16 protein-coding genes are annotated in these 22,595 nt (G+C 43.1%); 1 reads left to right on the plus strand and 15 read right to left on the minus strand.

Annotated elements, in window-relative coordinates:
• Positions 1-181: 181 nt before the first annotated feature.
• From mukB to cmoM, 4 genes are read right to left on the minus strand one after another with little or no spacing between them, the layout of a single operon-like run.
• On the minus strand, positions 182-4,651 hold the full coding sequence (gene mukB / locus AACQ81_RS08380; protein ID WP_237385251.1) for a chromosome partition protein MukB: 4,470 nt from the start codon (positions 4,649-4,651) through the stop codon (positions 182-184).
• Positions 4,648-5,370 (minus strand): chromosome partition protein MukE, encoded by a 723-nt coding sequence (gene mukE / locus AACQ81_RS08385; RefSeq protein ID WP_237385252.1) that lies wholly within the window; start codon positions 5,368-5,370, stop codon positions 4,648-4,650. The genes mukB and mukE overlap by 4 nt, the downstream gene beginning before the upstream one ends.
• The gene (gene mukF, locus AACQ81_RS08390; protein ID WP_237385253.1) at positions 5,351-6,673 is read right to left on the minus strand and encodes a chromosome partition protein MukF; all 1,323 of its coding nucleotides are present in this window, start codon (positions 6,671-6,673) and stop codon (positions 5,351-5,353) included. The genes mukE and mukF overlap by 20 nt, the downstream gene beginning before the upstream one ends.
• Positions 6,670-7,455 (minus strand): tRNA uridine 5-oxyacetic acid(34) methyltransferase CmoM, encoded by a 786-nt coding sequence (gene cmoM, locus AACQ81_RS08395; protein WP_237385254.1) that lies wholly within the window; start codon positions 7,453-7,455, stop codon positions 6,670-6,672. The genes mukF and cmoM overlap by 4 nt, the downstream gene beginning before the upstream one ends.
• A gap of 168 nt (positions 7,456-7,623) precedes the next feature.
• On the opposite strand from cmoM, the gene elyC reads away from it, so the two are divergent.
• Positions 7,624-8,433: an envelope biogenesis factor ElyC gene (gene elyC, locus AACQ81_RS08400; RefSeq protein WP_237385255.1), complete on the plus strand. Its 810-nt coding sequence runs from the start codon at positions 7,624-7,626 to the stop codon at positions 8,431-8,433.
• 126 nt (positions 8,434-8,559) lie between these two features.
• Here elyC and kdsB read toward each other — a convergent pair whose 3' ends face one another.
• From kdsB to ansB, 11 genes are all read right to left on the minus strand, one after another.
• Positions 8,560-9,309 (minus strand): 3-deoxy-manno-octulosonate cytidylyltransferase, encoded by a 750-nt coding sequence (kdsB, locus tag AACQ81_RS08405; RefSeq protein ID WP_237385256.1) that lies wholly within the window; start codon positions 9,307-9,309, stop codon positions 8,560-8,562.
• A gap of 3 nt (positions 9,310-9,312) precedes the next feature.
• Positions 9,313-9,492 carry a Trm112 family protein gene (locus AACQ81_RS08410; protein WP_237385257.1) on the minus strand — a complete coding sequence of 60 codons (180 nt, stop codon included), beginning with the start codon at positions 9,490-9,492 and terminating at the stop codon, positions 9,313-9,315.
• Positions 9,493-9,686: 194 nt separating this feature from the next.
• On the minus strand, positions 9,687-10,667 hold the full coding sequence (gene lpxK / locus AACQ81_RS08415) for a tetraacyldisaccharide 4'-kinase (RefSeq protein WP_237385258.1): 981 nt from the start codon (positions 10,665-10,667) through the stop codon (positions 9,687-9,689).
• Positions 10,664-12,412 (minus strand): lipid A ABC transporter ATP-binding protein/permease MsbA, encoded by a 1,749-nt coding sequence (gene msbA / locus AACQ81_RS08420; protein WP_237385339.1) that lies wholly within the window; start codon positions 12,410-12,412, stop codon positions 10,664-10,666. Before msbA ends, lpxK begins: the two co-directional genes overlap by 4 nt.
• 34 nt (positions 12,413-12,446) lie before the next feature.
• Entirely contained in the window at positions 12,447-14,792 is a 2,346-nt protein-coding gene (locus AACQ81_RS08425) for a ComEC family protein (protein WP_237385259.1), read from the minus strand.
• Positions 14,793-14,995: 203 nt separating this feature from the next.
• On the minus strand, positions 14,996-15,286 hold the full coding sequence (gene ihfB / locus AACQ81_RS08430; protein WP_092552144.1) for an integration host factor subunit beta: 291 nt from the start codon (positions 15,284-15,286) through the stop codon (positions 14,996-14,998).
• Positions 15,287-15,360: 74 nt separating this feature from the next.
• Entirely contained in the window at positions 15,361-17,034 is a 1,674-nt protein-coding gene (rpsA, locus tag AACQ81_RS08435) for a 30S ribosomal protein S1 (protein WP_237385260.1), read from the minus strand.
• 194 nt (positions 17,035-17,228) lie between these two features.
• Positions 17,229-17,915: a (d)CMP kinase gene (gene cmk, locus AACQ81_RS08440; RefSeq protein ID WP_237385261.1), complete on the minus strand. Its 687-nt coding sequence runs from the start codon at positions 17,913-17,915 to the stop codon at positions 17,229-17,231.
• A gap of 207 nt (positions 17,916-18,122) precedes the next feature.
• Positions 18,123-19,409, minus strand: coding sequence for a 3-phosphoshikimate 1-carboxyvinyltransferase (aroA, locus tag AACQ81_RS08445; RefSeq protein WP_237385262.1), 1,287 nt, complete (start codon positions 19,407-19,409; stop codon positions 18,123-18,125).
• Positions 19,410-19,568: 159 nt separating this feature from the next.
• Positions 19,569-20,657 (minus strand): 3-phosphoserine/phosphohydroxythreonine transaminase, encoded by a 1,089-nt coding sequence (serC, locus tag AACQ81_RS08450; RefSeq protein ID WP_237385263.1) that lies wholly within the window; start codon positions 20,655-20,657, stop codon positions 19,569-19,571.
• Between the two features lie 780 nt (positions 20,658-21,437).
• Positions 21,438-22,481 carry an L-asparaginase 2 gene (ansB, locus tag AACQ81_RS08455; RefSeq protein ID WP_237385264.1) on the minus strand — a complete coding sequence of 348 codons (1,044 nt, stop codon included), beginning with the start codon at positions 22,479-22,481 and terminating at the stop codon, positions 21,438-21,440.
• Positions 22,482-22,595: the final 114 nt, after the last annotated feature.

A 22,595-nucleotide genomic window follows, 5' to 3' on the forward strand; every position in this document is an offset into this window, starting at 1 on the left:
TGACCTTAAAAAAGAAAAAGGCACCTCTGGTGCCTTTAGTCAGAGTATATTCTATTGATATTTCAGATTAATACTCAGATTTAACGACTACTATCACTAAATATCGGCCCATCATTTTCAGATAATACAAGAAGGGTCTCACTATGACCCCTCTTAATAACAGTATCTCTTAATAATGAAATTACTCTTCCAATATCGGTTGTGACTGCATTTGAGGTTGCGTTTGTTCTATCACAGGGGCATCCTGTCCGAAACCACGTAATCCAACAACATGTACATGTTCCTGATTATTGAAAATTTTACGAACCAATTTATAAGTTGTGCCTTTTTCCGGACTGATATTCTCTGGTGCAGCGATAATTAATTGCATTTGTAAACGTTCACACAACTCAAACAACGTTGCGATGGATTTAGCATCCAAACGTGCAGCTTCATCAAGGAACAACAGGCGGCATGGTGAAATGTCTTTACCACGCAGACGACGTGATTCCTCTTCCCAGCTCTGTACCACCATGACCAGAATAGACATCCCCGTACCAATGGCCTCACCGGTAGACAATGCCCCACTTTCCGCTTTCAGCCAACCATCCGAGCCACGGTTTACTTCAACGTCTAATTCAAGATAGTTACGGTAGTCCAGCAACTCTTCACCAATAGTCTGTGGCAAACGTTGCCCCATATCCATTTGTGGATTCAAGCGCTGATACAGTTTTGCCATCGCTTCTGAGAAGGTCAAACGCTGGCTGTTGAACAGATCCTGATGCTGTTCCTGCTGTTCGGACAACACATCCAGCAAAACAGAGTGGCTTTCACGCACATTCACATTCAGGCGCACACCGCCAACCTGTCCGAAGGAAACCGCCTGCAATCCCTGATTTAACATACGAATGCGATTCTGTTCACGTTGGATGGTTTTGCGAATGATATTAGCTACGCTCTTGGAACTGATCGCTAATTTCTGCTCACGTGCTGTTAATTCTTCAGTCAAACGCGCCAGTTCAATTTCCATTTGTTCGATCGCATCAACTGGATCATCCGTGCGGATGATATCCTGACGAATACGTTCGCGTAAATGTTGGTAAACGGCAACGAAGAATTGAATTTTTCGCTCAGGGCGTTTCGGATCTTCAGACAAGCGCAACGCATCACGCAGGTGTTCATTATCAGCTACTGCCAGACGCAATGCACCCAATGCCTTATCCGACATTGAACGCAAATCATCACCCTCCATATAGGCCAGTTCGCGGCGATGTAAGCGACGTTCAACGCCGTTGTCTCTCACCATGCGCATGACAGCACACCAGCCCGCTTTTGAAGAAACAACTTGGTCACGCTTTTGATAGTAATCACGCTCAGATTTACGTAATTTCTTCTGGAGATTTTCCATTTCAGCTTCACAGAATGCGATCTGTTTCTCAAGCTGGTTAATACGGGAACGGTTAGTATTTACAGCAGCATGAAGCTGATCACGACGTTCACGCGCACGAATTTCTGCATTAGCATCCGCCTGAACACCAATATCTTTCATCTCCTGTTCAAGCTCTTTCAACATATCCTGCTTAGTGTCATAAGAGCTTTTCAGTGATGCCAAGACTTGGCTGAACTGAGCATATTGTGCTTGCTGCTGGCGCAATTGTTCACGTGCGCGCCTACGATCCGATTCCGCGTGTTCAAGGCGTTGACGCAGTTTGTCGTTTAGATCAGAGTTTTCACTGAGCATTCCTGCGGAATCGCTATAGCTGAAATGCGCACGGCGCTGTACAACTTCCGTCAAAGCAAAAGCTTGTTGTTTAGCTCTATTCTGGCTATGTTGCGCAGCCTCATAATCTTTCTGCAACTGTTCATGTTGCTGTGGATCGCTTTGCAAAACAGAAACCAACGGTTCGAGCTTAGTCAATGCATTGCCGTGCTGTTGCAGAAATCGAGCTGCATCCTGCGCTTCATTCATTTCTTCACGAACAGTGTCCACGCGATCAATCAACGTTTCATCCAACAGGATTGTCATTTGTGGGATCAAGCGATTCAGCGCTGACAGACTTTCTTTAACCTGAACAAGTTTTTGTTGGTGCTGCTGGGTTTTGGTCTCAAATTGAGATAATTCCCGCTCCAGCTCGGTTCGGCGTTGATTCAGGCTGCGAATTTCTGCCTCTGGATCATCATCAAACGCAACAGACAGATGCTTACCCACAAAACGGCTGAAAGCCTGATGTGTCCGCTGGGTTTTTTGAACATCAAATGAGAGTGTTGCATAACGTTCAGCCAGAGTATCACGTTCAAGACTGAGTGCTTCCTGACGATTTTCTCTTGCCGCCCGACCAAACAGGGGAACTTCAGGATAGCGGGAATAACGCCACTGGCGATCAGATGATTTCACCAGAACTGCACTGTTCTGCTCTTCGAAGTGGAATACACTGTCATCGAAAGATTGCGGATCACCCGCAATCAAATAGAGATCTTCCGGACAATCTTCCAATGATTCCAAAAGTGGACGAACCAATGAAAGATCAGGCACAACAATCGCATGACGAGCAGGGCCATACAGCGCAGAGAAATAAGGCGCATCATCAAGGGTAATATCGTCATAAATTTCTGACAGTAAAACACCACCGAAACGTTCAGCTAATGCGAGTAATCGACCATCTTCTGCTCCACTTGGTTGGCTCAGGCGATCAATTTGTTTTTCCAGTTCACGTTTCTGAGCCGCTACGTCATCACGTTCAACCGTGATTTCTCGTTCTTGCTCCAGCAATTGCTGCATGTATTCAGTGACATCGTGACCACTTTCGAGCGATTCATTACTCTGTTCACAAAGCTGATTCAGGGCTTCCTGTGCTGCCAACCATACTGGCGCACGCGCTGTCAATCCCTGAATCTTCTGTTTCAGCTGTTCAAACTCCTGACGCATCTGAATGCGGCGTTCACCGCTTTCGTTGGCACTCAGGCTTAATTCTTCCAACTGGGCTTCTAATTCACTCTGTAGCGTCTCTAAATCTTCCGCCTGATATTGCTGGTTATGGCGCTTACAGAATTCTTGCAGTAAACGCTCAGCATTTTGCTGACTGTTCAGTCGTTGTTCCAATTCAGACAATTGGATACGCAACGGTTGAACCCTATCAGACAAATGGCGTTGAGATGACCATTCCCGCAATACTTCACGGGCTGCTTGCCAGGCTTCGCTGCGGCTCACTTCACCAACAATATTTTTAACCAGCTCATAAGCCTGCTCAAACTGACTGTGAGCCGCGTCAGCAACACTTAACTTCTGTTCTAATGCCAGCAAAGTTTCAGTCGCCTGCTGTGCCTTGGCTTGGTAAGTTTCTTGCCACTCATCGGCATTTTCGGTTACCAGTTCTGGAAGTTGGCAAAGCTCACGTGCTCGTTCTAGTGCTTGCAATGCCTGCTGATATTGAATTGCGCGAGTTTGCTGAACATCCAGTGCTTGCTGATAATCAGCAAGCTGGCTTTTCAATTCATCAACTTCCTGTTCTGCTGCCTCAGATGAGGTTTCATATTCCGCCTGAAGTTCTTTTGCTTCTTCAACAACTTCGACCTGTTCTTCCAACCGATAAGTCAGCTCCTCGATATCTGATTGATAACGATCAATTTTTTCCTTCTGACGCATCGCTGTCTGAACCAGATTCAAATGATCGCTGGCCGCCTGATAATCCATTTCTAAATCAGAAGATGCACCACTTTGTTCCGCCAGCTCTCTCGCCATTTCAACATGACGATACTGCTCAGCTACCAATTGACGGCGGCTACCAAACAATTCACTGCGCAAAGCCAATGATTCATCCAAATGAACACGGCGTTCGTTGGCATGACGCATATAGTCAGCAGAAACATAGGCAGTAGATTCTGTGATGAGATGCTTGAAAAGATCACGATCGGATTGCGTAACACGGATAGCTTCCAGTGTAATGCGGTTTTCACGCAATGCGGCTTCCATATCCTGAAACGCTTTTCTGACTCCACTGTTTTCTGGCAGTAGATAATCACGCAGTGAGCGGGTAATGGCGCTGGAAATACCACCATATAGCGATGCTTCTATCAGGCGATAAAACTTGCTGCGATCACTTGCTGAACGCAAACGTTTTGGTATCACCCCTAAATCAAACATCAGAGCATGATAATCTGTAATAGAGTTAAATTGTTTGAACTGGACACCTTCCATTCCATCAAGGCGTTCTTTCAGTTCATTCAAGGGCAGAACGCGTGCCTGACGTTCGCCGATATTTTCAGTTAATAACTGTGTTGGCTGAATAGATGCAGGAATTCCCTGAATCATAAACGGCTTGATATCAACCTTGCGATCACGTCCAGCAACTTGTTGTAAACGTACCCCTGCAATAATTCTCTGATGGCGGGAATTCACGACATCCAATGTGGAATAGCAGACTCCTGCCCGCAATTTACCATGTAGCCCCTTATCACGGGAGCCACTGGTTGCCCCTGCTTCTGTGGTATTGCGGAAGTGGAGTAGCGTTAAATCAGGGATCAACGTGGTCACAAATGCTGCCATCGTAGTAGATTTACCCGCTCCATTACCACCAGATAAGGTCGTCACAAGTTCGTCAAGATCAAACGTTCTGGCAAAAAAGCCGTTCCAGTTAACTAACGTCAGTGAGCGAAATTTACCGCGTTCAATCATGACTGCTCACCCTCCACATCGTCTGTTGAATGCCCTGATGTTTCTTCATGCTCATTCTCTTTTTGCAGTGCTTCCCCTTCCACAGGAATGGCCTCACCATTACGGATCATCCGCAATTGTGCTTCGCGTGGGTCGTCACCGCTGCGTACATCTGCACCGAAGCGAAATACGGCTTCAGTAATCATAAATTTATTGCTGTCATTTTGCAGGAAATAAACCATTCCCAAACGGCGTAATCGGTTTAAGGAGGTTCGTGCTTTTTCCTGTAATTTCTGTTTGTCCAAATCGGAGCCTGTAGAACGGTGATTCAGGACTTTCATCAGCTTATTTTCATCGGCCAGCGACAATAGTTCTTCGTACAACTCCTGAAAGGTAAATATTCCCTGATTGGACAAGCGTTCTGGGCTGAGATAGAGGTAACACAAGATCTTACCTACCATCATGTCCAATTCAGACAGGACAGATCGCGGGATCAATGTCGTTGAACGGGGACGCAGATAGAAAAAACCTTCTGGTGCACGGATTAACTCGACGTTATAACGCGCATAAAACATTTCCAATTCTTCCTGAAAATCCATCAGAAAAGCGTGATTATCAAGATCATCCAGACTGACGTGACGCCCAGCACGAAGCTGACTATCTAATTCAGGGAAAAGTGTATTGGATAATGCCTGAGCCAGTTTTACTGGCATAATTTGTTCAATATGTGTCGATGACATGTGCCTGCACCTTGGCTCCGTAATCATTAATCGCTAACCATTCCGCTGGCAACCCAGAGAAATCCGCTTCTGCAACGCCCAACCTTACCGCTTGATCCACCAACAGGCGCGCCACATCAAAATGGCGTTTACGTGGATACTGAGTGAGGTAATCGCGCATTACAGCGCCCAAATCCAGAGGAAGTTTTGCCTGCTGGTAAACTGCCAGTGCCTGTTCCACCATCTCAGCCAACTGTTCGTTAATTTCACTAAACTCTTCATATTCCATTTCTGGCGGTAATTCTCCCATTACCTCTTCATTACGCAAAGTTAGTTCTTCATCACGTACATCCAGCAAGCGCTCTGCGTTAGCAATGGTCAACGCCCACGGATTGTCAAAATAGTGTTGGATGGATTGGCGAAGGCGCTGGGCAAAAATCCGGTTTTTATCCATATCAATGGCAGTTCGGATAAATTTGTGAACGTGACGATCATAACCTATCCATAAATCAATAGATTGCTGTCCCCAGCTGATAATACGATCCAGTTTGCCTTGTAGATCAAAGACCAGCTTATCAACCAGCTCAGAATCGCTGCCATTTATATTGGCATCCTGAATACGCAATAGGTTGGCCTGCAATTTGTCACCCGCTGCTTCCAATGTGTCCTGAAGCTCCCGCAGAGTACCCGAGGTTTCAGACAGTAGCTGTTCACAGTTAGCGATAGCAGCCTGCCAATCCTGATTAAGCAGCGCGGCGATATCCGTTTTTACACTGTTTTGCTGTTCATCCAGCAGGCGTTGGGACATATCAATACTGTCAAAAATTTCAGCCACAGAATATTTCAGCGGAGCAAAGACATTTCGATGCCAATGGAATTCATCCCCGTCTTCTTCGGCCGCTTCTGCCGCCCGATGTAATTCGTTGGCTACGATAGATAGCTGCATGGAAAGACGCAACGTGGAGAATTCACGCTGGCGAATATAATAATCGCTAATACCAATTCCTAATGGAGTCAGACGATAGATAGCATTGCCATCTGCCAGCTCACTGGCAAAACGATTAAGTAACTTCTGGCGGACCATATCATTTATGGCATTATTTGCCCTGACGGATACCGCTTCAGAAGTCTGCTCAAAGCCTTTACATACTTCACGGAAAGCATCTACCAGCTCTCCTTCACTCATTTCACCGTCAAACCGTTCACTGTTTAATACGGCAATCACCATCAAAAACGCCAGCCGTTCTGGTGGCAACGAAATTGAAAAGTCATTTTTTCTGGCCCAGGATACAAGTTCAGGAACAGTCTGGGAATATTCACTCATAATTCGCTCTTTAAGGTAGGCTTGCGTGCCATTACATGAATGTAACGCCCCAGGCTGATATAGGGCTCTTGTCTGCAATAACGTTGTTCAAGTTCAAGTAACGCCGGAAAATCTGCGTTCTGTAATTGGCGGCTTTGCAAGTAGTCGTGAAAAACCCTCACTCCTGTCTTGCCCGTTATTTCCATGTTGAGTTCAGTCAGCCATTTATATACCTGTTCCGGTATTAATGGGTTTTGCGGCGATAGAGAACGTTTTCGGCGACGCTGAATATTAGGTGTTGCTAAATGGAAATTACCCAAGATGGCATTACGCATAACCAGCCCATTAGCATTATAAAACATTAATGAGAGTGCACCACCGGGCGTTATTATATCTCCCAATGTTTCTATTGCATCTTGTTGGTCGGTAATCCACTCCAATACAGCATGGAATAGAATCAGATCGACAGGCTGTTCAATATGCTGATTAATTTCCTGTACTGAACTTTGAATAAATTGCATCTGGTGGAGAACACCACGCTCCTCAGCGTTGTATTTTGCCCGTTGAACCATCTCTTCAGATAGATCACAAAGTATCACCTGATGGCCTAATTCAGCCAATTGGCAAGCCATATTTCCTTCACCGCCCCCCGCATCCAGAATGCGTAACGGGCGTTGAGGCAAATGGTTCAGCAATTCGTTAATATCCTGCCAGACAACGGCTTGCCTGATTTTACCCTTGGTTGTGCCGTAAATATTACGCGAAAATTTGTCTGCAATATCATCGAAATTGCGATCCCGCATGAAAAATTGCCTCACTTATAAGCTAAGTTTAATTTATCTATTGAGTAGTTATGCTATCTACTGCTATTTTTGCTACTGTTATTTTGGCACAGTAATCATTTAATTAACTACTTTTAGTCTTAAATTCGACCCTGCGCGACTATAATTCAACCAAATCAAGGTCAGTCAATGCTATTCCTGTTAAAAAAGTATATCGGCTCGTTATTAATGCCTTTGCCGTTGATTATTATTATCTCTTTCACCGCCCTGATATTACTGTGGTTCACCCGTTGGCAAAAAACAGGCAAAACCATTTTATCACTGAGCTGGCTCGCATTACTTTTATTGAGTTTACAGCCTGTTGCGGACAAACTCTTACTACCTATTGAAGGGAAATACGTTCAGCGCTATGAACCCGACATACCACAGGCCACACCTATAAAGTATATTGTAGTTCTTGGTGGTGGCTTCACTTATAATTCCCATTGGGCACCTAGTGCTAACCTTATTAGTAATAGCTTGCCTAGGGTGACTGAAGGCATTCGGTTATATCGTCTTAATCCTGGCGTTAAAATGATTTTCACGGGCGGTAAAGGCGTTAATTCAATTAGCAGTGCCGAAGTTGCTGCTATGGTAGCACAATCTGTAGGAATTCCTGTAGAGGACACGATAGCATTAAAAAAACCTTTGGATACCGAAGAAGAAGCAGCTGAGGTTGAAAAAGTGGTTGGGCAACAATCTTTTATTCTTGTTACGTCGGCTAATCACATGAAAAGATCACTGCGTTTTTTTGAGCAACGTGGTTTACACCCAATCGCAGCCCCTGCTAATCAATTGGCTGTCACAACTCCTTTGTATCCGTGGGAGAAATATATCCCCTCAGCCTATTATTTTTCACATACAGAACGTGCTTGGTATGAAACATTAGGTCGGATCTGGCAAACAATTAAACCAAAAGGTGTTGATATTGATACTGAAAAATCAGAAGATTCTCAGTAAAAATCGTTAAAATATCATCAGATTAGAAATAACATTGAGAAAGAACACTGTTGAAAAAAAGAGAATGCCGTAATAACGCATTCTCTTTTAGCTCAGATTTAATTGATACTTTCTCTGATAGAGAGATCAAAGCCCTGCAAAAACTTTTCTTACAGCATCCAGATCTTCCGGTGTATCAACACCTGCGCCAGGTGCTTGCAATGCTTTTGCCACATGAATTTTTTCACCGTACCAAAGCACACGTAATTGCTCAAGCATCTCTATATTTTCCAATGGGCTTGGTGCCCACTGTACATAACGGCGGATAAAACTGACACGATACGCATAAATCCCAATATGACGCAGGAAGTCATTTCCAATCGACTCTTTTGATTGCATAAAGCGCTCTCGTTCCCATGGAATGGTAGCGCGAGAAAAATAGAGTGCATAACCTTGCGCATCCATGACAACTTTAACAGCATTAGGATTGAACGCTTCTTCCACCTCTTTGATCTGTACGGCAAGTGTTGCCATTCCAGCATCACAGCCAGCCAGATTATCAGCCACCTGTTTGATGATCTGTTCTGGAATAAGAGGCTCATCCCCCTGAACATTTACGATGATTTCATCATCAGCAAATTGGTATTTATCAATAACCTCAGCCAAACGTTCTGTACCTGAATGGTGATTTTCATTTGTCATGCAAGCTTCGCCACCTGCGGCAATTACTGCATCAAAAACGTCTTGGTTATCTGTCGCCACAATCACTCGTTCAGCTCCGGAGCGAACAGTCCGTTCCATTACACGTACAATCATTGGCTTGCCGTGAATATCAGCCAGTGGTTTCCCTGGCAGACGTGTTGAAGCAAAACGTGCTGGAATGATAACGGTAAACATGGATTATTGGTTTTCCTCTGTAGGCAAAGTACGTGCTTCATTTTCCAGCAGTACAGGAATACCATCGCGGACAGGAAAAGCGAGACGGTCAAGTTTGCAAATCAGTTCAAAGTTTTCTTTATCGTAACTAAGCTTGCCATGACATACCGGACAAGCGATAATTTCGAGTAAACGGTGATCCATATATCCCCCAAAAGACGGGCTTCAAATTCAATGCGGCTCAGAATACCACAAGCAATGTCTCACCGTTAACTCTTGTTGTTTTGTTTATACTGGTTGCCGTGTTACGACAATATTTCAGTATTATTTATATCCCTGAACTTCCAGATATTCAGTCAATAAAGACACAACTTGAAATTTACAGGAAGTACATATGTTCAGCTAGGAAGCAAAGAGCAAATTTCATTCAATATTTTTTGCCCTTCTTTCTCCGGCAAATGAGCATATACAGGTAAATACCACCAATTGGGCTGGGCAAACTGGAAACATTTAACTGCATCTTTTTCTGTCATCAGCAAGTTCTGATTATTCCCTGCCAAAGCCAATAATTGTGATTTTTCATAAGATTGGTGATCAGCAAAAGCATGAGTTTTCTGTAAGTCGGCTCCCAATTGCTGTAATGTCGCAAAAAAACGCGGCGGATGACCAATCCCCGCCATTGCAATACCATTTGGAATATCGCTGACTTTTCGCGTTTCACCTGTCAGTAAATTAACCGCTAATTCTCCTTTCAGAGCCATGGGTAATTCGCCTGTTTGCGGTATCCCGCCATTGACAATAATGGCATTGACTGTATTTAAGCGCCCCGCCAGTTCACGCATTGGGCCTGCGGGTAACCAACAACCATTGCCAAAACGACGGATCCCATCAATCACTACAATTTCATAATCACGCTGTAAGGCATAATGTTGAAGGCCATCATCCGTAATCACGATATCAACCGGGGCATGTGCCAGCAATGCTTTAACCGCATCCGTTCGTTTCGGTGCAACTGCAACAGGAACCCCGGTGCGCCGGTGAATTAAGACCGGCTCATCTCCCGCTTGTATTGTTGTTACTTCGTCTGTAACTAATAATGGGTGGTGTTCAGATTTCCCACCATAACCACGCGAAACAACGCCTACTCGATAACCTTTAATCTGCAATTGTTCAACCAACCAGATAACAACAGGTGTTTTGCCATTTCCCCCTGCCGTCAAATTACCGACCACAACAACCGGTACTGGGGCTTTCCAAGAGCGGCTCAACCCCAATTTATAACTTAAACGAAGCAAACCGCTTATCAGCCCATAAAAGGCTGATAATGGCAAGAGTGCAATGTAAAGCCATGAGCGGCCTGACCATATGCGTTCAATCATTGGCCAAACTGCATCCGATATAATTGTGCATATGCACCTTCATTTTCCAACAAAACAGCATGGTTACCTCTTTCGATAATATTGCCATCTTCAATGACAATAATTTCATCAGCATTTTCGATGGTAGAAAGGCGATGAGCAATAACCAATGATGTTCTGTTTTTCTGCAATTCATCCAATGCTGCTTGGATAGCACGCTCAGATTCTGTATCCAATGCCGAAGTTGCTTCATCCAAGATCAAAATTGGCGAATCACGTAATAAAGCACGGGCAATGGCGATACGCTGACGTTGTCCGCCGGAAAGCAAGACACCATTTTCACCAATCATTGTATCGAGACCATTATCAAGTTTTTTGATAAAGTCCATTGCATAAGCCATCTCCGCTGCGCGTTCAATTTCTTCACGACTGAACTGCCCTTCGCTGGCATAGGCAATATTGTTGGCAACCGTATCATTGAACAAATGCACATTCTGCGATACCAAGGCTATTTGATTACGTAGTGAAGCCAACGTATATTCTCGTAAATCATGGCCATCCAGTATAATTCCGCCTTCATTCACGTCATAAAAACGGGTAAGAAGGTTTGCAATAGTCGATTTGCCTGAACCAGAGCGCCCAACCAAGGCAACAGTTTTTCCTGCCGAAATTGTCATCGAAACCTTTTTCAGTGCAGGATGGTCTTTAGTCGGATAGCAGAAAGTGGTGTCACGGAATTCAATATTGCCTTTTGCCTTTTTGATTTCTAATTTCCCGTCATCTTTCTCTTGTTCCATATCCAAAATGGCAAACAAAGTCTGACAAGCAGCCATACCACGCTGGAATTGTGCATTAACGTTAGTCAATGATTTCAATGGACGCATCAGAGCAATCATGGATGAAAATACAACGGTGATTTTCCCTGCGGTCAAAGCGCCCATAATTTCAGGGAAACTGGCTGCATATAGAATAAATGCCAGAGCAAAGGAGGCAATAATCTGAATAATCGGATCTGAAATAGAATCAGCAGAAACCATTTTCATGCCTTGTTGACGCATGTGGTTACTGACTTTATTAAAGCGTTCAGTTTCAACTTTCTGACCACCAAAAATTAAAACTTCTTTATGCCCTTTCAGCATCTGTTCTGCACTGGTAGTCACTAGTCCCATGCTGTTTTGCATATTTTTACTGATGTTGCGAAAGCGCACGGAAACAAGGCGAATAACCCCTGCAACGAGCGGCGCAATGACAATCAAAATAAGGGAAAGCTCCCAGCTGTAATAGAACATCAGTATAAACAGGCCAATAATTGATGCCCCTTCCCTAACAACTGTCACTAATGCGCCAGAAGAAGAAGAAGCAACCTGTTCAGAATCATATGTAATGCGAGAAAGTAAAGTTCCGGTGGATTGCTGGTCAAAAAAGGATACTGGCATCCCCATCATATGGTTGAACAGACGACGGCGCATCTGCATGACTACTTTGCCTGATACCCAAGAGATACAATAACTTGATACAAAACCAGATATGCCACGTAAAAACATCAATCCGATCACAACCAGTGGCATCCACTTTAATACACTAATGTCTGCCTTGCCAAAACCCTCATCCAGCAAAGGTTTCAACAAGGAAAGCATTAATGTATCACCGGCAGCATTGATAATTAACGCAACCGCCGCGACTAACAGACCGACCTTAAAGGGTTTGATGTTCGGCCACAATCGGCGAAAAGTCTGCCAGGTAGAAAGATCTTTATCATTCATTATTGAATTACCAAACCAAAAGAAATAGCGGCTCATTTTACTCATGATCACCGCGAATACCAAACCACTGATGATACCACCGTGACACTATTTGTTGTCGATAACCTTCCAATTTAATCTGATCCCGATAAAAATATCCCGTTATCTGACCGGAAACTGCGGTGCTACTCCATTGAACTCCGGAATTTTTATAACGTTGTTTCACTTTTATTGAAGGTAATTTCCATGGGCTATAGCGAGCAACAGAAGTCAAAGCATATTGAGGCATAGCATTACGTATAAACACGGCTGTAGAAGAGGTATTACTCCCATGGTGAGGAACTTGTAATACAGTTGTCCTCAGTGAGTCATTTTCAAGTTCCAACAAGCGATATTCCCCCTGTCTCTCCAAATCTCCCGTCAGTAATAGACTCTGTTTACCATCATCAATGCGAAGCACGCAAGATTGGTTATTACCGACAGTGGCTGCCTTTTGTGGCGGCCAGAGGACTTTGAAATTTAATCCCTGCCATGTCCATTGTTCACCACGAACACAAGGTAAATGGTTTTGATTCATAAAAGGGCTTCGAATTTGGATATCAGCATATCTTCCATTCAGATACTCCAGACCTCCCGTATGATCCAAATGATCATGACTCAGAATTATCTGTTCTGGTATTAACCTATGCCATTGTAAATAAGGCACAATGACTTTTTCAGCCATACTACCCGTTTCCCAACGATTTCCTGTATCGAAAATGATCGCTTTCCCTCCTTTGTCAATCACTATAGCCAACCCATGTCCAACATCCAGCATTGAAAAACGCCATTGATATTCATGGGTAGGTTTCGAGTAACAGGCAATAATGCCGATTGAGGCACCCAGTAGCCACCTATAAGACTTCCACCAACCCAAACGCCAAATCACGACAAAACTCCACCCTGCAAGCGTCATAACCACAGGATAATGACCAGTTTCAAACCATGGGCGCGCTAAAATAGGTAAAGGAACCAAAGCAAGCGAAATACTGTAATCAACAAGTAGCCATAAAACTGGCTGGATAATCGGAATTAAAATACAAGACAAACCTAACATAACTAATGGTACCGATAAAAAAGAAATTATCGGAACAGCCCATAGATTCGCGACTAATGATGCAATATTAATTCCCTGAAATAACAAAAGCTGCAACGGCAACAACATTAACATCATTCCTAGTTGCATGTGCAATCCACGCAATAAGACCCATTTCCATCCATGACGGATTTTCTCTGGCAAGGGCATCCAATGAAACCAAAATAACAACGCCATAACCGCAGTAAATGAAAGCCAAAAACTGTCAGAAAGTATTGCTAAGGGGTCGAAAAGTAAAATGAGGGCAGCACTCCATAAAGCCCATTGCCATGAAAAACAAAACCTACTTTTACACCGCAGATAAATCCATAATGTTAAACCCAATATTGCCCGAACCGAGGGAATCCCCCAACCAGATAACCATCCATATAATATTGCAGTCAACCATCCCGTTATTATTGGAAAACGAAACCCAACCCATCTTGCTGGAAAGAAAAATTGTGCCGCTCTCGCAAGAATCCAGCCAAATAAGCTCGCCATTGCAATATGCAGCCCTGAAATTGCCATCAAATGTGCGATACCAGTCTGCTGTAACAGTAAGCGAGTTGATTTATCCAACCACGCCCTTTCACCGAAAGAGAGTGCTAATGCAATGCCCGCATGTTTTATCGACTGAATCTCAGGAGCCAATTTATCAATGAAATCTTGCCGGAGACTACAACTCCCATCGAGTAATTTTGCCTTAATAATTTTGCCATTCAACGGCTGACGTATGGATAACGCATATCGCTGGCTATCATAGCTACCATGATTTAATTGAGCATGCACAGACCTCAGTTTCATTGTCACTTGCCATTTCTGACCTGCACACAGTTCTTTTTGGGAATTCCATGACACCGACGCATATAAAGCGGGGAAAATATATCTACCATTACTTTCAATTAATCGAATACGGTAATATATCTTCTGTCTATTCTCCTCTGTTTTAGTGCCTAACGATACATTATCAACCATGACGGTTGCTGTACGGGAAGTTTCACTGAAATACGTTATTTGCTCCAATATCTGGTTACCATGCCAGCTTCCGAAAATAAATGCCCATAATCCTATTGCTATTATTCGGACAAATTTATAAGGAAAAAATAATAAGAAAAATGCAAGAAAAATCAGATATTGAATAACGTTTTGTTGAGGAAGCTCTACAAGGAATAATAAAGGAAAGATTCCCGACACAACGGCTAACGCCACCAAATTTAAACTGATAACAGGTGGTGATTTTTGCCAGATAGAGAAGAAATAAATAAAATAGTAAGAGATTATAGACTGCATCCATTCACACCTCTGTGCTGATATCCCATTCACGCAGAGGAGATTATTTGATAATAGGAACAGCTGCCAGTCAGATAAATGCTATTATGGAATCGCTTCGCAAATCAACTATAACGAAAAAGAAACGATTCATAGAATTACAGTTATCATCACAAAAAACGGCACCCTAAGGTGCCGTTAGTTTAATTAAGTAATAACTTATCTTAGCTATCGCTATAGATATTCACGCGGTCACGCAACTCTTTACCAGGTTTAAAATGAGGAACGTATTTACCGTCCAATTCCACTTTATCACCCGTTTTTGGGTTACGACCCACACGCGGAGCGCGGTAGTGAAGAGAAAAACTGCCGAATCCGCGAACTTCAATACGTTCACCTGCGGCTAATGTTTCTGCCATATGATCAAGCATTTCTTTCACTGAATCTTCAACGGCTTTAGCTGGCATGTGAGATTGTTGCTCTGCAAGTCTTTCAATTAATTCAGACTTGGTCATAGTACCTCCCTAAACTACCGTATTCGGGTAATATTGCCATTTCAGATAATATTACCCGCCGTTATTGACTTAGATTATTCGCCTTTAGCTGCTTTGAAAGCTTCAGCCATTGCGTTGTTAGCGAAGTTTGAATCTTCTTGCTTGTTCACAGAAGCGATAGCATCTTTTTCATCAGCTTCGTCTTTCGCACGAACAGACAGGTTGATTACGCGGTTTTTGCGATCAACGCCAACATATTTAGCTTCAACTTCATCGCCAACGTTCAGAACTTGAGTTGCATCTTCAATGCGGTCACGAGAAGCTTCTGATGCACGCAGGTAACCTTCAACGCCGTCAGCTAATTCAACTGTAGCACCTTTTGTGTCAACAGCAGTCACTTTACCATTAACAATTGCACCTTTTTTGTTTACAGACAGGTAATTGTTGAATGGATCTTCTGCCAGTTGCTTGATGCCCAGAGAGATACGCTCACGTTCTGCATCTACTTGCAGAACTACAGCAGCGATTTCGTCGCCTTTCTTATATTCACGAACTGCTTCTTCGCCTGCAACGTTCCAGGAGATGTCAGACAGGTGAACCAGACCATCGATGCCGCCGTCCAGACCAATGAAGATACCGAAGTCAGTGATAGACTTGATTTTACCTTCAACACGGTCATTTTTGTTGTGAGTCTCAGCAAATTGCTGCCAAGGGTTGGATTTACACTGCTTCAGACCCAAGGAGATACGACGACGTTCTTCGTCGATATCCAGAACCATAACTTCCACAACGTCACCAACGTTAACAACTTTGGATGGGTGGATGTTTTTGTTGGTCCAGTCCATTTCTGAAACGTGTACCAGACCTTCAACGCCTTCTTCGATTTCAACGAAGCAGCCGTAGTCAGTCAGGTTAGTTACGCGACCAGTCAGTTTAGTACTTTCTGGATAACGCTTAGCGATAGCTACCCATGGATCTTCGCCCAGTTGTTTCAGACCCAGAGATACACGGGTACGCTCACGATCGAATTTCAGTACTTTAACTGTGATTTCATCGCCCACATTGACGATTTCGCTTGGGTGTTTAACACGTTTCCAAGCCATATCAGTAATGTGCAGCAGGCCATCAACGCCGCCCAGATCAACAAATGCACCGTAGTCAGTCAGGTTCTTAACGATACCTTTAACTTCCATGCCTTCTTGCAGGTTTTCCAGCAGCTGATCACGCTCAGCACTGTTTTCAGATTCGATAACAGCACGACGAGAAACAACTACGTTGTTGCGTTTCTGATCCAGCTTGATGACTTTGAACTCAAGCTCTTTGCCTTCAAGGTGAGTAGTGTCACGAACAGGACGAACGTCAACCAGTGAACCTGGCAGGAACGCACGGATACCGTTCAATTCTACAGTAAAGCCGCCTTTTACTTTGCCATTGATAACACCAGTGACAGTTTCAGCTTCTTCGTATGCTTTTTCCAGCATCAGCCATGCTTCGTGACGTTTTGCTTTCTCACGGGACAGGATAGTTTCACCGAAACCATCTTCTACCGCATCCAGGGCTACGTCAACTTCATCACCGACCTGGATTTCCAGCTCGCCTTGAGCATTTTTGAATTGTTCTACAGGAATTGCAGATTCTGATTTCAGACCTGCGTCAACCAGTACAACGTCTTTATCAATAGCAACTACAACACCACGTACGATTGCACCTGGACGAGTTTCGATAACCTGTAGGGATTCTTCAAAGAGTTGAGCAAAAGATTCTGTCATGTTAATGATCTTCAAGGTTTTTAATTAACGTCCATTGAGCATCCAGCCAAATGGGGTTGTTTTACATACCCCGCAACTTTATCCCTGTTACAGGGTGTTTTGGTGTGCCAGCATATTTCACTACCCACACACCAGAATTCTATATACATCTTCTTGATATGCTACAGCAATAGCGCATTTGCGAAAATTAACAATTATGCTGGTATTTCCAGCGCGTTTTTCGCATGATTCAGTGCTTTATCAATCACGTCTTCGATAGACATGCTAGTCGAATCTAAGATTAATGCATCTTGTGCAGGCACTAATGGCGCAGATGCCCGATTTCGGTCACGGAAGTCACGTTCTTGTATTTCGGACAAAAGGCGTTCAAAGTTAACACTAAAACCTTTCTCCTGCAACTGTAACATGCGTCTACGGGCACGTTCTTCCGCGCTCGCATCAAGAAAAATTTTTACTGGGGCATCAGGAAACACGACGGTTCCCATGTCACGACCATCCGCAATCAGACCTGGTGTAATGCGGAAAGCCCGCTGCCGGCGCAGGAGCGCTTCACGGACACGTGGAAATGTTGCTGCCTGTGAAGCCGTATTTCCGACAGTTTCAGTCCGTATTTCATTACTGACGTCTTCACCTTCCAAAATCACCCGGAGTTCACCATTTGCAGGCACAAAACGAACATCCAGATTTGCAGCCAGAGGAACCAAAGCGTCTTCAGACTGGATATCCACCTGATGGTGGATGGCAGCCAGTGCCAACACACGATAAATGGCACCTGAATCAAGTAATTGCCAATTTAACGCTTCAGCCAATGCCTGACATAGTGTTCCCTTGCCAGCACCACTTGGCCCATCAACGGTTATTACTGGGGCTATTGCCGCCATCATTATCCTCCTTTTCGCATAACATTCGCATAACCAACAGGTCATCTACCGAATGCAGGTAGCTGCTTAATTAATAAGCAATGAAAATCTGTCTTATTATACGCACTCAGCAAATGAGCGAAACAGGCGCGACATAATTATCCCAAATTTTCATGATGGAATATTTTTTCAGCATGAATAACCCTGTAAAAACCTATTTATTTCTGGCTATTGTGTATATTGGCTGAGTTTTTCAAGCTGATTGAAATAATCTGGAAATGTTTTTGCTGTACAGCCCGGGTCAAGAATTGTGACAGGCGTATTTGACAGCGCCACCAACGAGAAACACATCGCTACTCGATGGTCGTTATAAGTTTCAATTTCAGCATGGTTGAGCTTTTTTGGCGGTATGACACGAATATAATCGTGGCCTTCTTCCACTTCGGCCCCTACTTTACGTAATTCAGTTGCCATTGCATTGAGCCGATCCGTTTCCTTCACCCGCCAGTTATAAATATTGCGGATAACAGTTTCACCTTGTGCAAACAGCGCAGTTGTTGCAATGGTCATTGCCGCATCAGGAATAGCATTCATGTCCATATCTATACCTGTCAATGTACTGCGTTCACATTCGACGAAATCGTCACCCCAGCGGATCGTTGCTCCCATCTGTTCCAATACATTTGCAAACTTAGTATCCCCTTGCAGACTATTCTTGCCAATGCCTGTGACACGGACTGTTCCACCTTTAATCGCTGCCGCTGCCAGAAAATAAGATGCCGATGAAGCGTCGCCTTCTACCAAATACTGCCCAGGTGATAAGTATTGCTGCTGTCCTTTAATGTAAAAAATCTGATATTGGTGATTTTCTACCGTTACGCCGAAACTTTTCATCAGTGCCAGCGTAATATCAATATATGGTTTAGAAACCAGATCACCTTGGATATGAATTTCCGTATTGTTCACTGCCAGTGGTGCCATCATCAGCAAAGCTGTCAAAAATTGGCTGGAAACACTGCCATCAACAGTAACTCTTCCTCCAGAAAAACCGCCCTGAATACGCAATGGCGGATAATTTTCCTGCTCGAGATAGTCAATTTTCGCGCCACCTTGGCGTAATGCATCCACTAAGTGACCAATTGGGCGCTCTTTCATCCGTGGCTCCCCTGTCAAAACCACGTTGTTATCTCCCAAACACAACGCTGCCGCCAATGGTCGCATTGCCGTACCCGCATTACCCAGAAACAATTCCAGACCACTTTTCCCTGTGATATGCCCGCCCATACCATCTATTTCACAAACAGTACGATCGGCAGAGAGACGATAAGAAATATCCAATGCAGTCAAGGCATTGAGCATGTAACGAATATCATCACTGTCCAATAAATTGGTCAGCCGAGTTGTTCCTTTGGCAAAAGCAGCGAGTAATAAGGCACGATTGGAAACACTTTTAGAGCCGGGTAAATTAATTGTTCCATTAATACGAGAAATAGGTTGTAACGTCAGGAATTGCATAATAGAGATGAGTCTCCGGTTTTTAATACATTCTACCCTTCATCTTTCCGGCCATGGCTCAGAAATTTACCGGGTAATATTATCTTTAATTTGAATTTTTAGATTAAAACAAAAATTTTAATATCGGGAGGTTTTATCCTCCCGATGATAAAAACATTATTATCCGTTGCGACGTTCAAAATCAGCCATAAATTCAACCAATGCTTTTACACCTTCATATGGCATAGCATTATAAATGGAAGCCCGGGCACCACCGGCAACTTTATGCCCTTTCAAAGCATGCAGCCCATTGGAATAGGCCTCCTCCAAAAACTTGCTATCCAGCTCAGGATTGGATAATTGGAATGGGATATTCATGATAGAGCGATTTTGAGGAGCAACGTGGTTGATATACAAATGACTGCTATCAATGGCACGGTAGAGAAATTCTGCTTTCGCAAGATTACGTTTGCTGATTTCTTGTAAGCCGCCTTGCTCTTTCAGCCATTTAAATACCATACCAGAGAGATACCATGCAAATGTCGGTGGCGTGTTATACATAGAATCCGCTTTAGCCTGCACAGTGTAATCCAGAATAGATGGCGTATGTTTATGAGCCTGGCCCAGCAGATCTTCGCGAATAATAACAACTGTAATTCCCGCAGGTCCAATATTTTTTTGTGCTCCAGCATAAATAACACCGTAACGGCTCACATCAATTGGCGAGGAAAGAATCGTTGAAGAGTAATCGGCAATCACAATTTTATCATCGCCAAAATTAGGTTCTTCAAAAATAGCTGTACCTTCAATGGTTTCATTAGGACAATAATGGACATAAGCAGCATCACTACTCAAGACCCATTCACTCATCGGTTTTACACTGTTAATGCCATCCGATTCAGTCCTGATATCTATAACGTTTGGTGTGCAATATTTTTCTGCTTCTTTCGCAGCACATTCAGACCAATAACCACTAACGATATAATCTGCTGTCGATTTGTTACCAAGTAAATTCAGAGGTAATGCCGAGAATTGCCCACGAGCTCCACCGTGACAAAACAGCACCTTGTAATTCCCAGGTATCGCTAACAAATCGCGTAGATCTTTTTCTGCTTCAGATGCCACTGCAATAAACTCTTTGCTGCGGTGGCTGATTTCCATCACCGATGTTCCCAGACTATGCCAATTGCAAAGCTCCTGTTCTGCGCGACGTAATACCTCTGCTGGCAACATTGCTGGACCAGCGCTGAAATTATATATCTGATTCATTAATTTCACCCTATCAATGGATACAATAAAACCGGATACATTGGTTTTATCACTCCCGCCCTGCCGCTGCAATGGTTATTAAAAGATTGTTATCAACTATCACTTGCTTGCTGTTAGGTAGCATTATTTATAGTTAAACATTGAAAAACCAATAAAAAAACAACCATTTCAGATTAATAAAACCTCACTTATTATACATGATACAAAATCCACATATCACATTAAATTAGGAATATAAATATAAATATAAATATAAAATTATATTTAATATCTTAGAAACCTTTTATATTTACTTATTTATTAACCAGTAACATAATAAAATAAAAAATCTCAGTCACTAATAATATAAATAAAGCTAATTTTAACTAGCTTAACAAAGCAATAATAATGACTCCATCAATGATAAAAACCTTTTCTAATGATTTTGATGATGAATCAATATACTCTATAATATACTGATTATGACCACCTCTCTATTTAATTTAATTGCTCATACATGCCCTCAGGCATTTCGTCACTTACGTTATCTACTCATAGGTGGTGAAGTATTAAATCCACATTTTTTACGCTAAGTTTTACATTCTTTCCCTTCTCAACACTTAATAAACTGTTATGGTCCCACTGAAAGTACCATTATGTCTCTGAACCATGAAATCATATTAGATGAATTAACAGAAGAAAGTGTGCCTATAGAAAAGCCAATTGCTAATACTGATATTTATATTTTAGTACAGAAAGACGTTTTTAAACGTCTTTCTGTATATATACCTGAATCAGAAATTAATATTTAGAAAACATTTCCTGAATTTTTTCTACATCATTAGTCTGGGTCAGAGCCAATTGCAGAAGAACACGCGCTTTCTGTGGATTCAAACGCTCTGAAGCCACAAAACCGTATTTGCTGTCGTTAACTTCCGCATTCTGAGTAGTATAACCGAAAGGAATACGGCTGGAACGAACTACAACAACACCATCTTTAGCGGCCTTAGTCAGAGTATCAAGAATAGATTTATAGATGTTGCCATTACCTACACCTGCACTGATCACGCCTTGGTAGCCGTTTTCAATAAACGCTTTTGCTGGCAGGTCAGACGCGTTGGAGTAGTTATAAACGATGCCAACTTTTGGCAGTTTATCCAGTTGACTAACGTCAAACACGGCTTTATTTGCTTTTACAGGAGCCGCAGAGTAATAGTTGACTTTACCGTTGTGAACAAAGCCCTGATCACCTGAATTGACAGCTTGGAACGCCTGCACTGCAGTTGTGCTCAATTTAGCGATATCACGGCCATGAATAACGGAATCATTCATCGCAAGCAGAACGCCACGGTTTGCAGAGTTCTTGTCAGATGCAACAACAACTGCATTGTACAGGTTCAATGGGCCATCAGCACCCAGAGCAGTCGATGGGCGCATTGCGCCAACCATCACGATAGGTTTCTGACACTGAGTCGTCAAATCGAGGAAGTAAGCAGTTTCTTCCATAGTGTCAGTGCCGTGAGTGATAACAAAGCCATCAGTTTTATCACAGTCTGAATTGATTTTTTTCGCCAAAGTCAGCCAAACTTGATCGTTCATGTCCTGAGAACCGATGCTGACAACCTGTTCACCTTTCAGATCAGCAATATTCTTGATAGCTGGCACAGCGTTTAACAGAGAATCAACTCCCACTTTACCCGCAGTATAACTAGATTGAGTTGCGGATTCACCGCCTCCGGCAATTGTACCCCCTGTTGCTAAAACAGTAATGCTTGGCAAAGCGAAAGCAGAACCACTAACTAAAGCCAGAAAACCGGCTATTGCTGTTTTTTTAGTCTTTTTCATTATTTAACCTCTTGTAAAAAAACTATTTTATTATGTAAAGCAAGAATAAATAAACTCTAATTAACAATAATTTTTGGGAATTGATAGAGCGGACAAAAAAAACGCCGTATGATA

It is taken from the genome of Xenorhabdus sp. Sc-CR9 (assembly GCF_963897815.1).
Lineage (GTDB): Bacteria > Pseudomonadota > Gammaproteobacteria > Enterobacterales > Enterobacteriaceae > Xenorhabdus.

What these genes read in the sequence shown, in the direction of transcription:
- AACQ81_RS08410 (WP_237385257.1), bottom strand. Translation starts at nt 9,492, where the DNA reads ATGGATCACCGTTTACTCGAAATTATCGCTTGTCCGGTATGTCATGGC.
- serC (WP_237385263.1), bottom strand. Translation starts at nt 20,657, where the DNA reads ATGAATCAGATATATAATTTCAGCGCTGGTCCAGCAATGTTGCCAGCA.
- lpxK (WP_237385258.1), bottom strand. Translation starts at nt 10,667, where the DNA reads ATGATTGAACGCATATGGTCAGGCCGCTCATGGCTTTACATTGCACTC.
- ansB (WP_237385264.1), bottom strand. Translation starts at nt 22,481, where the DNA reads ATGAAAAAGACTAAAAAAACAGCAATAGCCGGTTTTCTGGCTTTAGTT.
- rpsA (WP_237385260.1), bottom strand. Translation starts at nt 17,034, where the DNA reads ATGACAGAATCTTTTGCTCAACTCTTTGAAGAATCCCTACAGGTTATC.
- mukE (WP_237385252.1), bottom strand. Translation starts at nt 5,370, where the DNA reads ATGTCATCGACACATATTGAACAAATTATGCCAGTAAAACTGGCTCAG.
- mukF (WP_237385253.1), bottom strand. Translation starts at nt 6,673, where the DNA reads ATGAGTGAATATTCCCAGACTGTTCCTGAACTTGTATCCTGGGCCAGA.
- mukB (WP_237385251.1), bottom strand. Translation starts at nt 4,651, where the DNA reads ATGATTGAACGCGGTAAATTTCGCTCACTGACGTTAGTTAACTGGAAC.
- cmk (WP_237385261.1), bottom strand. Translation starts at nt 17,915, where the DNA reads ATGGCGGCAATAGCCCCAGTAATAACCGTTGATGGGCCAAGTGGTGCT.
- ihfB (WP_092552144.1), bottom strand. Translation starts at nt 15,286, where the DNA reads ATGACCAAGTCTGAATTAATTGAAAGACTTGCAGAGCAACAATCTCAC.
- cmoM (WP_237385254.1), bottom strand. Translation starts at nt 7,455, where the DNA reads ATGCGGGATCGCAATTTCGATGATATTGCAGACAAATTTTCGCGTAAT.
- AACQ81_RS08425 (WP_237385259.1), bottom strand. Translation starts at nt 14,792, where the DNA reads ATGCAGTCTATAATCTCTTACTATTTTATTTATTTCTTCTCTATCTGG.
- aroA (WP_237385262.1), bottom strand. Translation starts at nt 19,409, where the DNA reads ATGCAATTCCTGACGTTACAACCTATTTCTCGTATTAATGGAACAATT.
- elyC (WP_237385255.1), top strand. Translation starts at nt 7,624, where the DNA reads ATGCTATTCCTGTTAAAAAAGTATATCGGCTCGTTATTAATGCCTTTG.
- kdsB (WP_237385256.1), bottom strand. Translation starts at nt 9,309, where the DNA reads ATGTTTACCGTTATCATTCCAGCACGTTTTGCTTCAACACGTCTGCCA.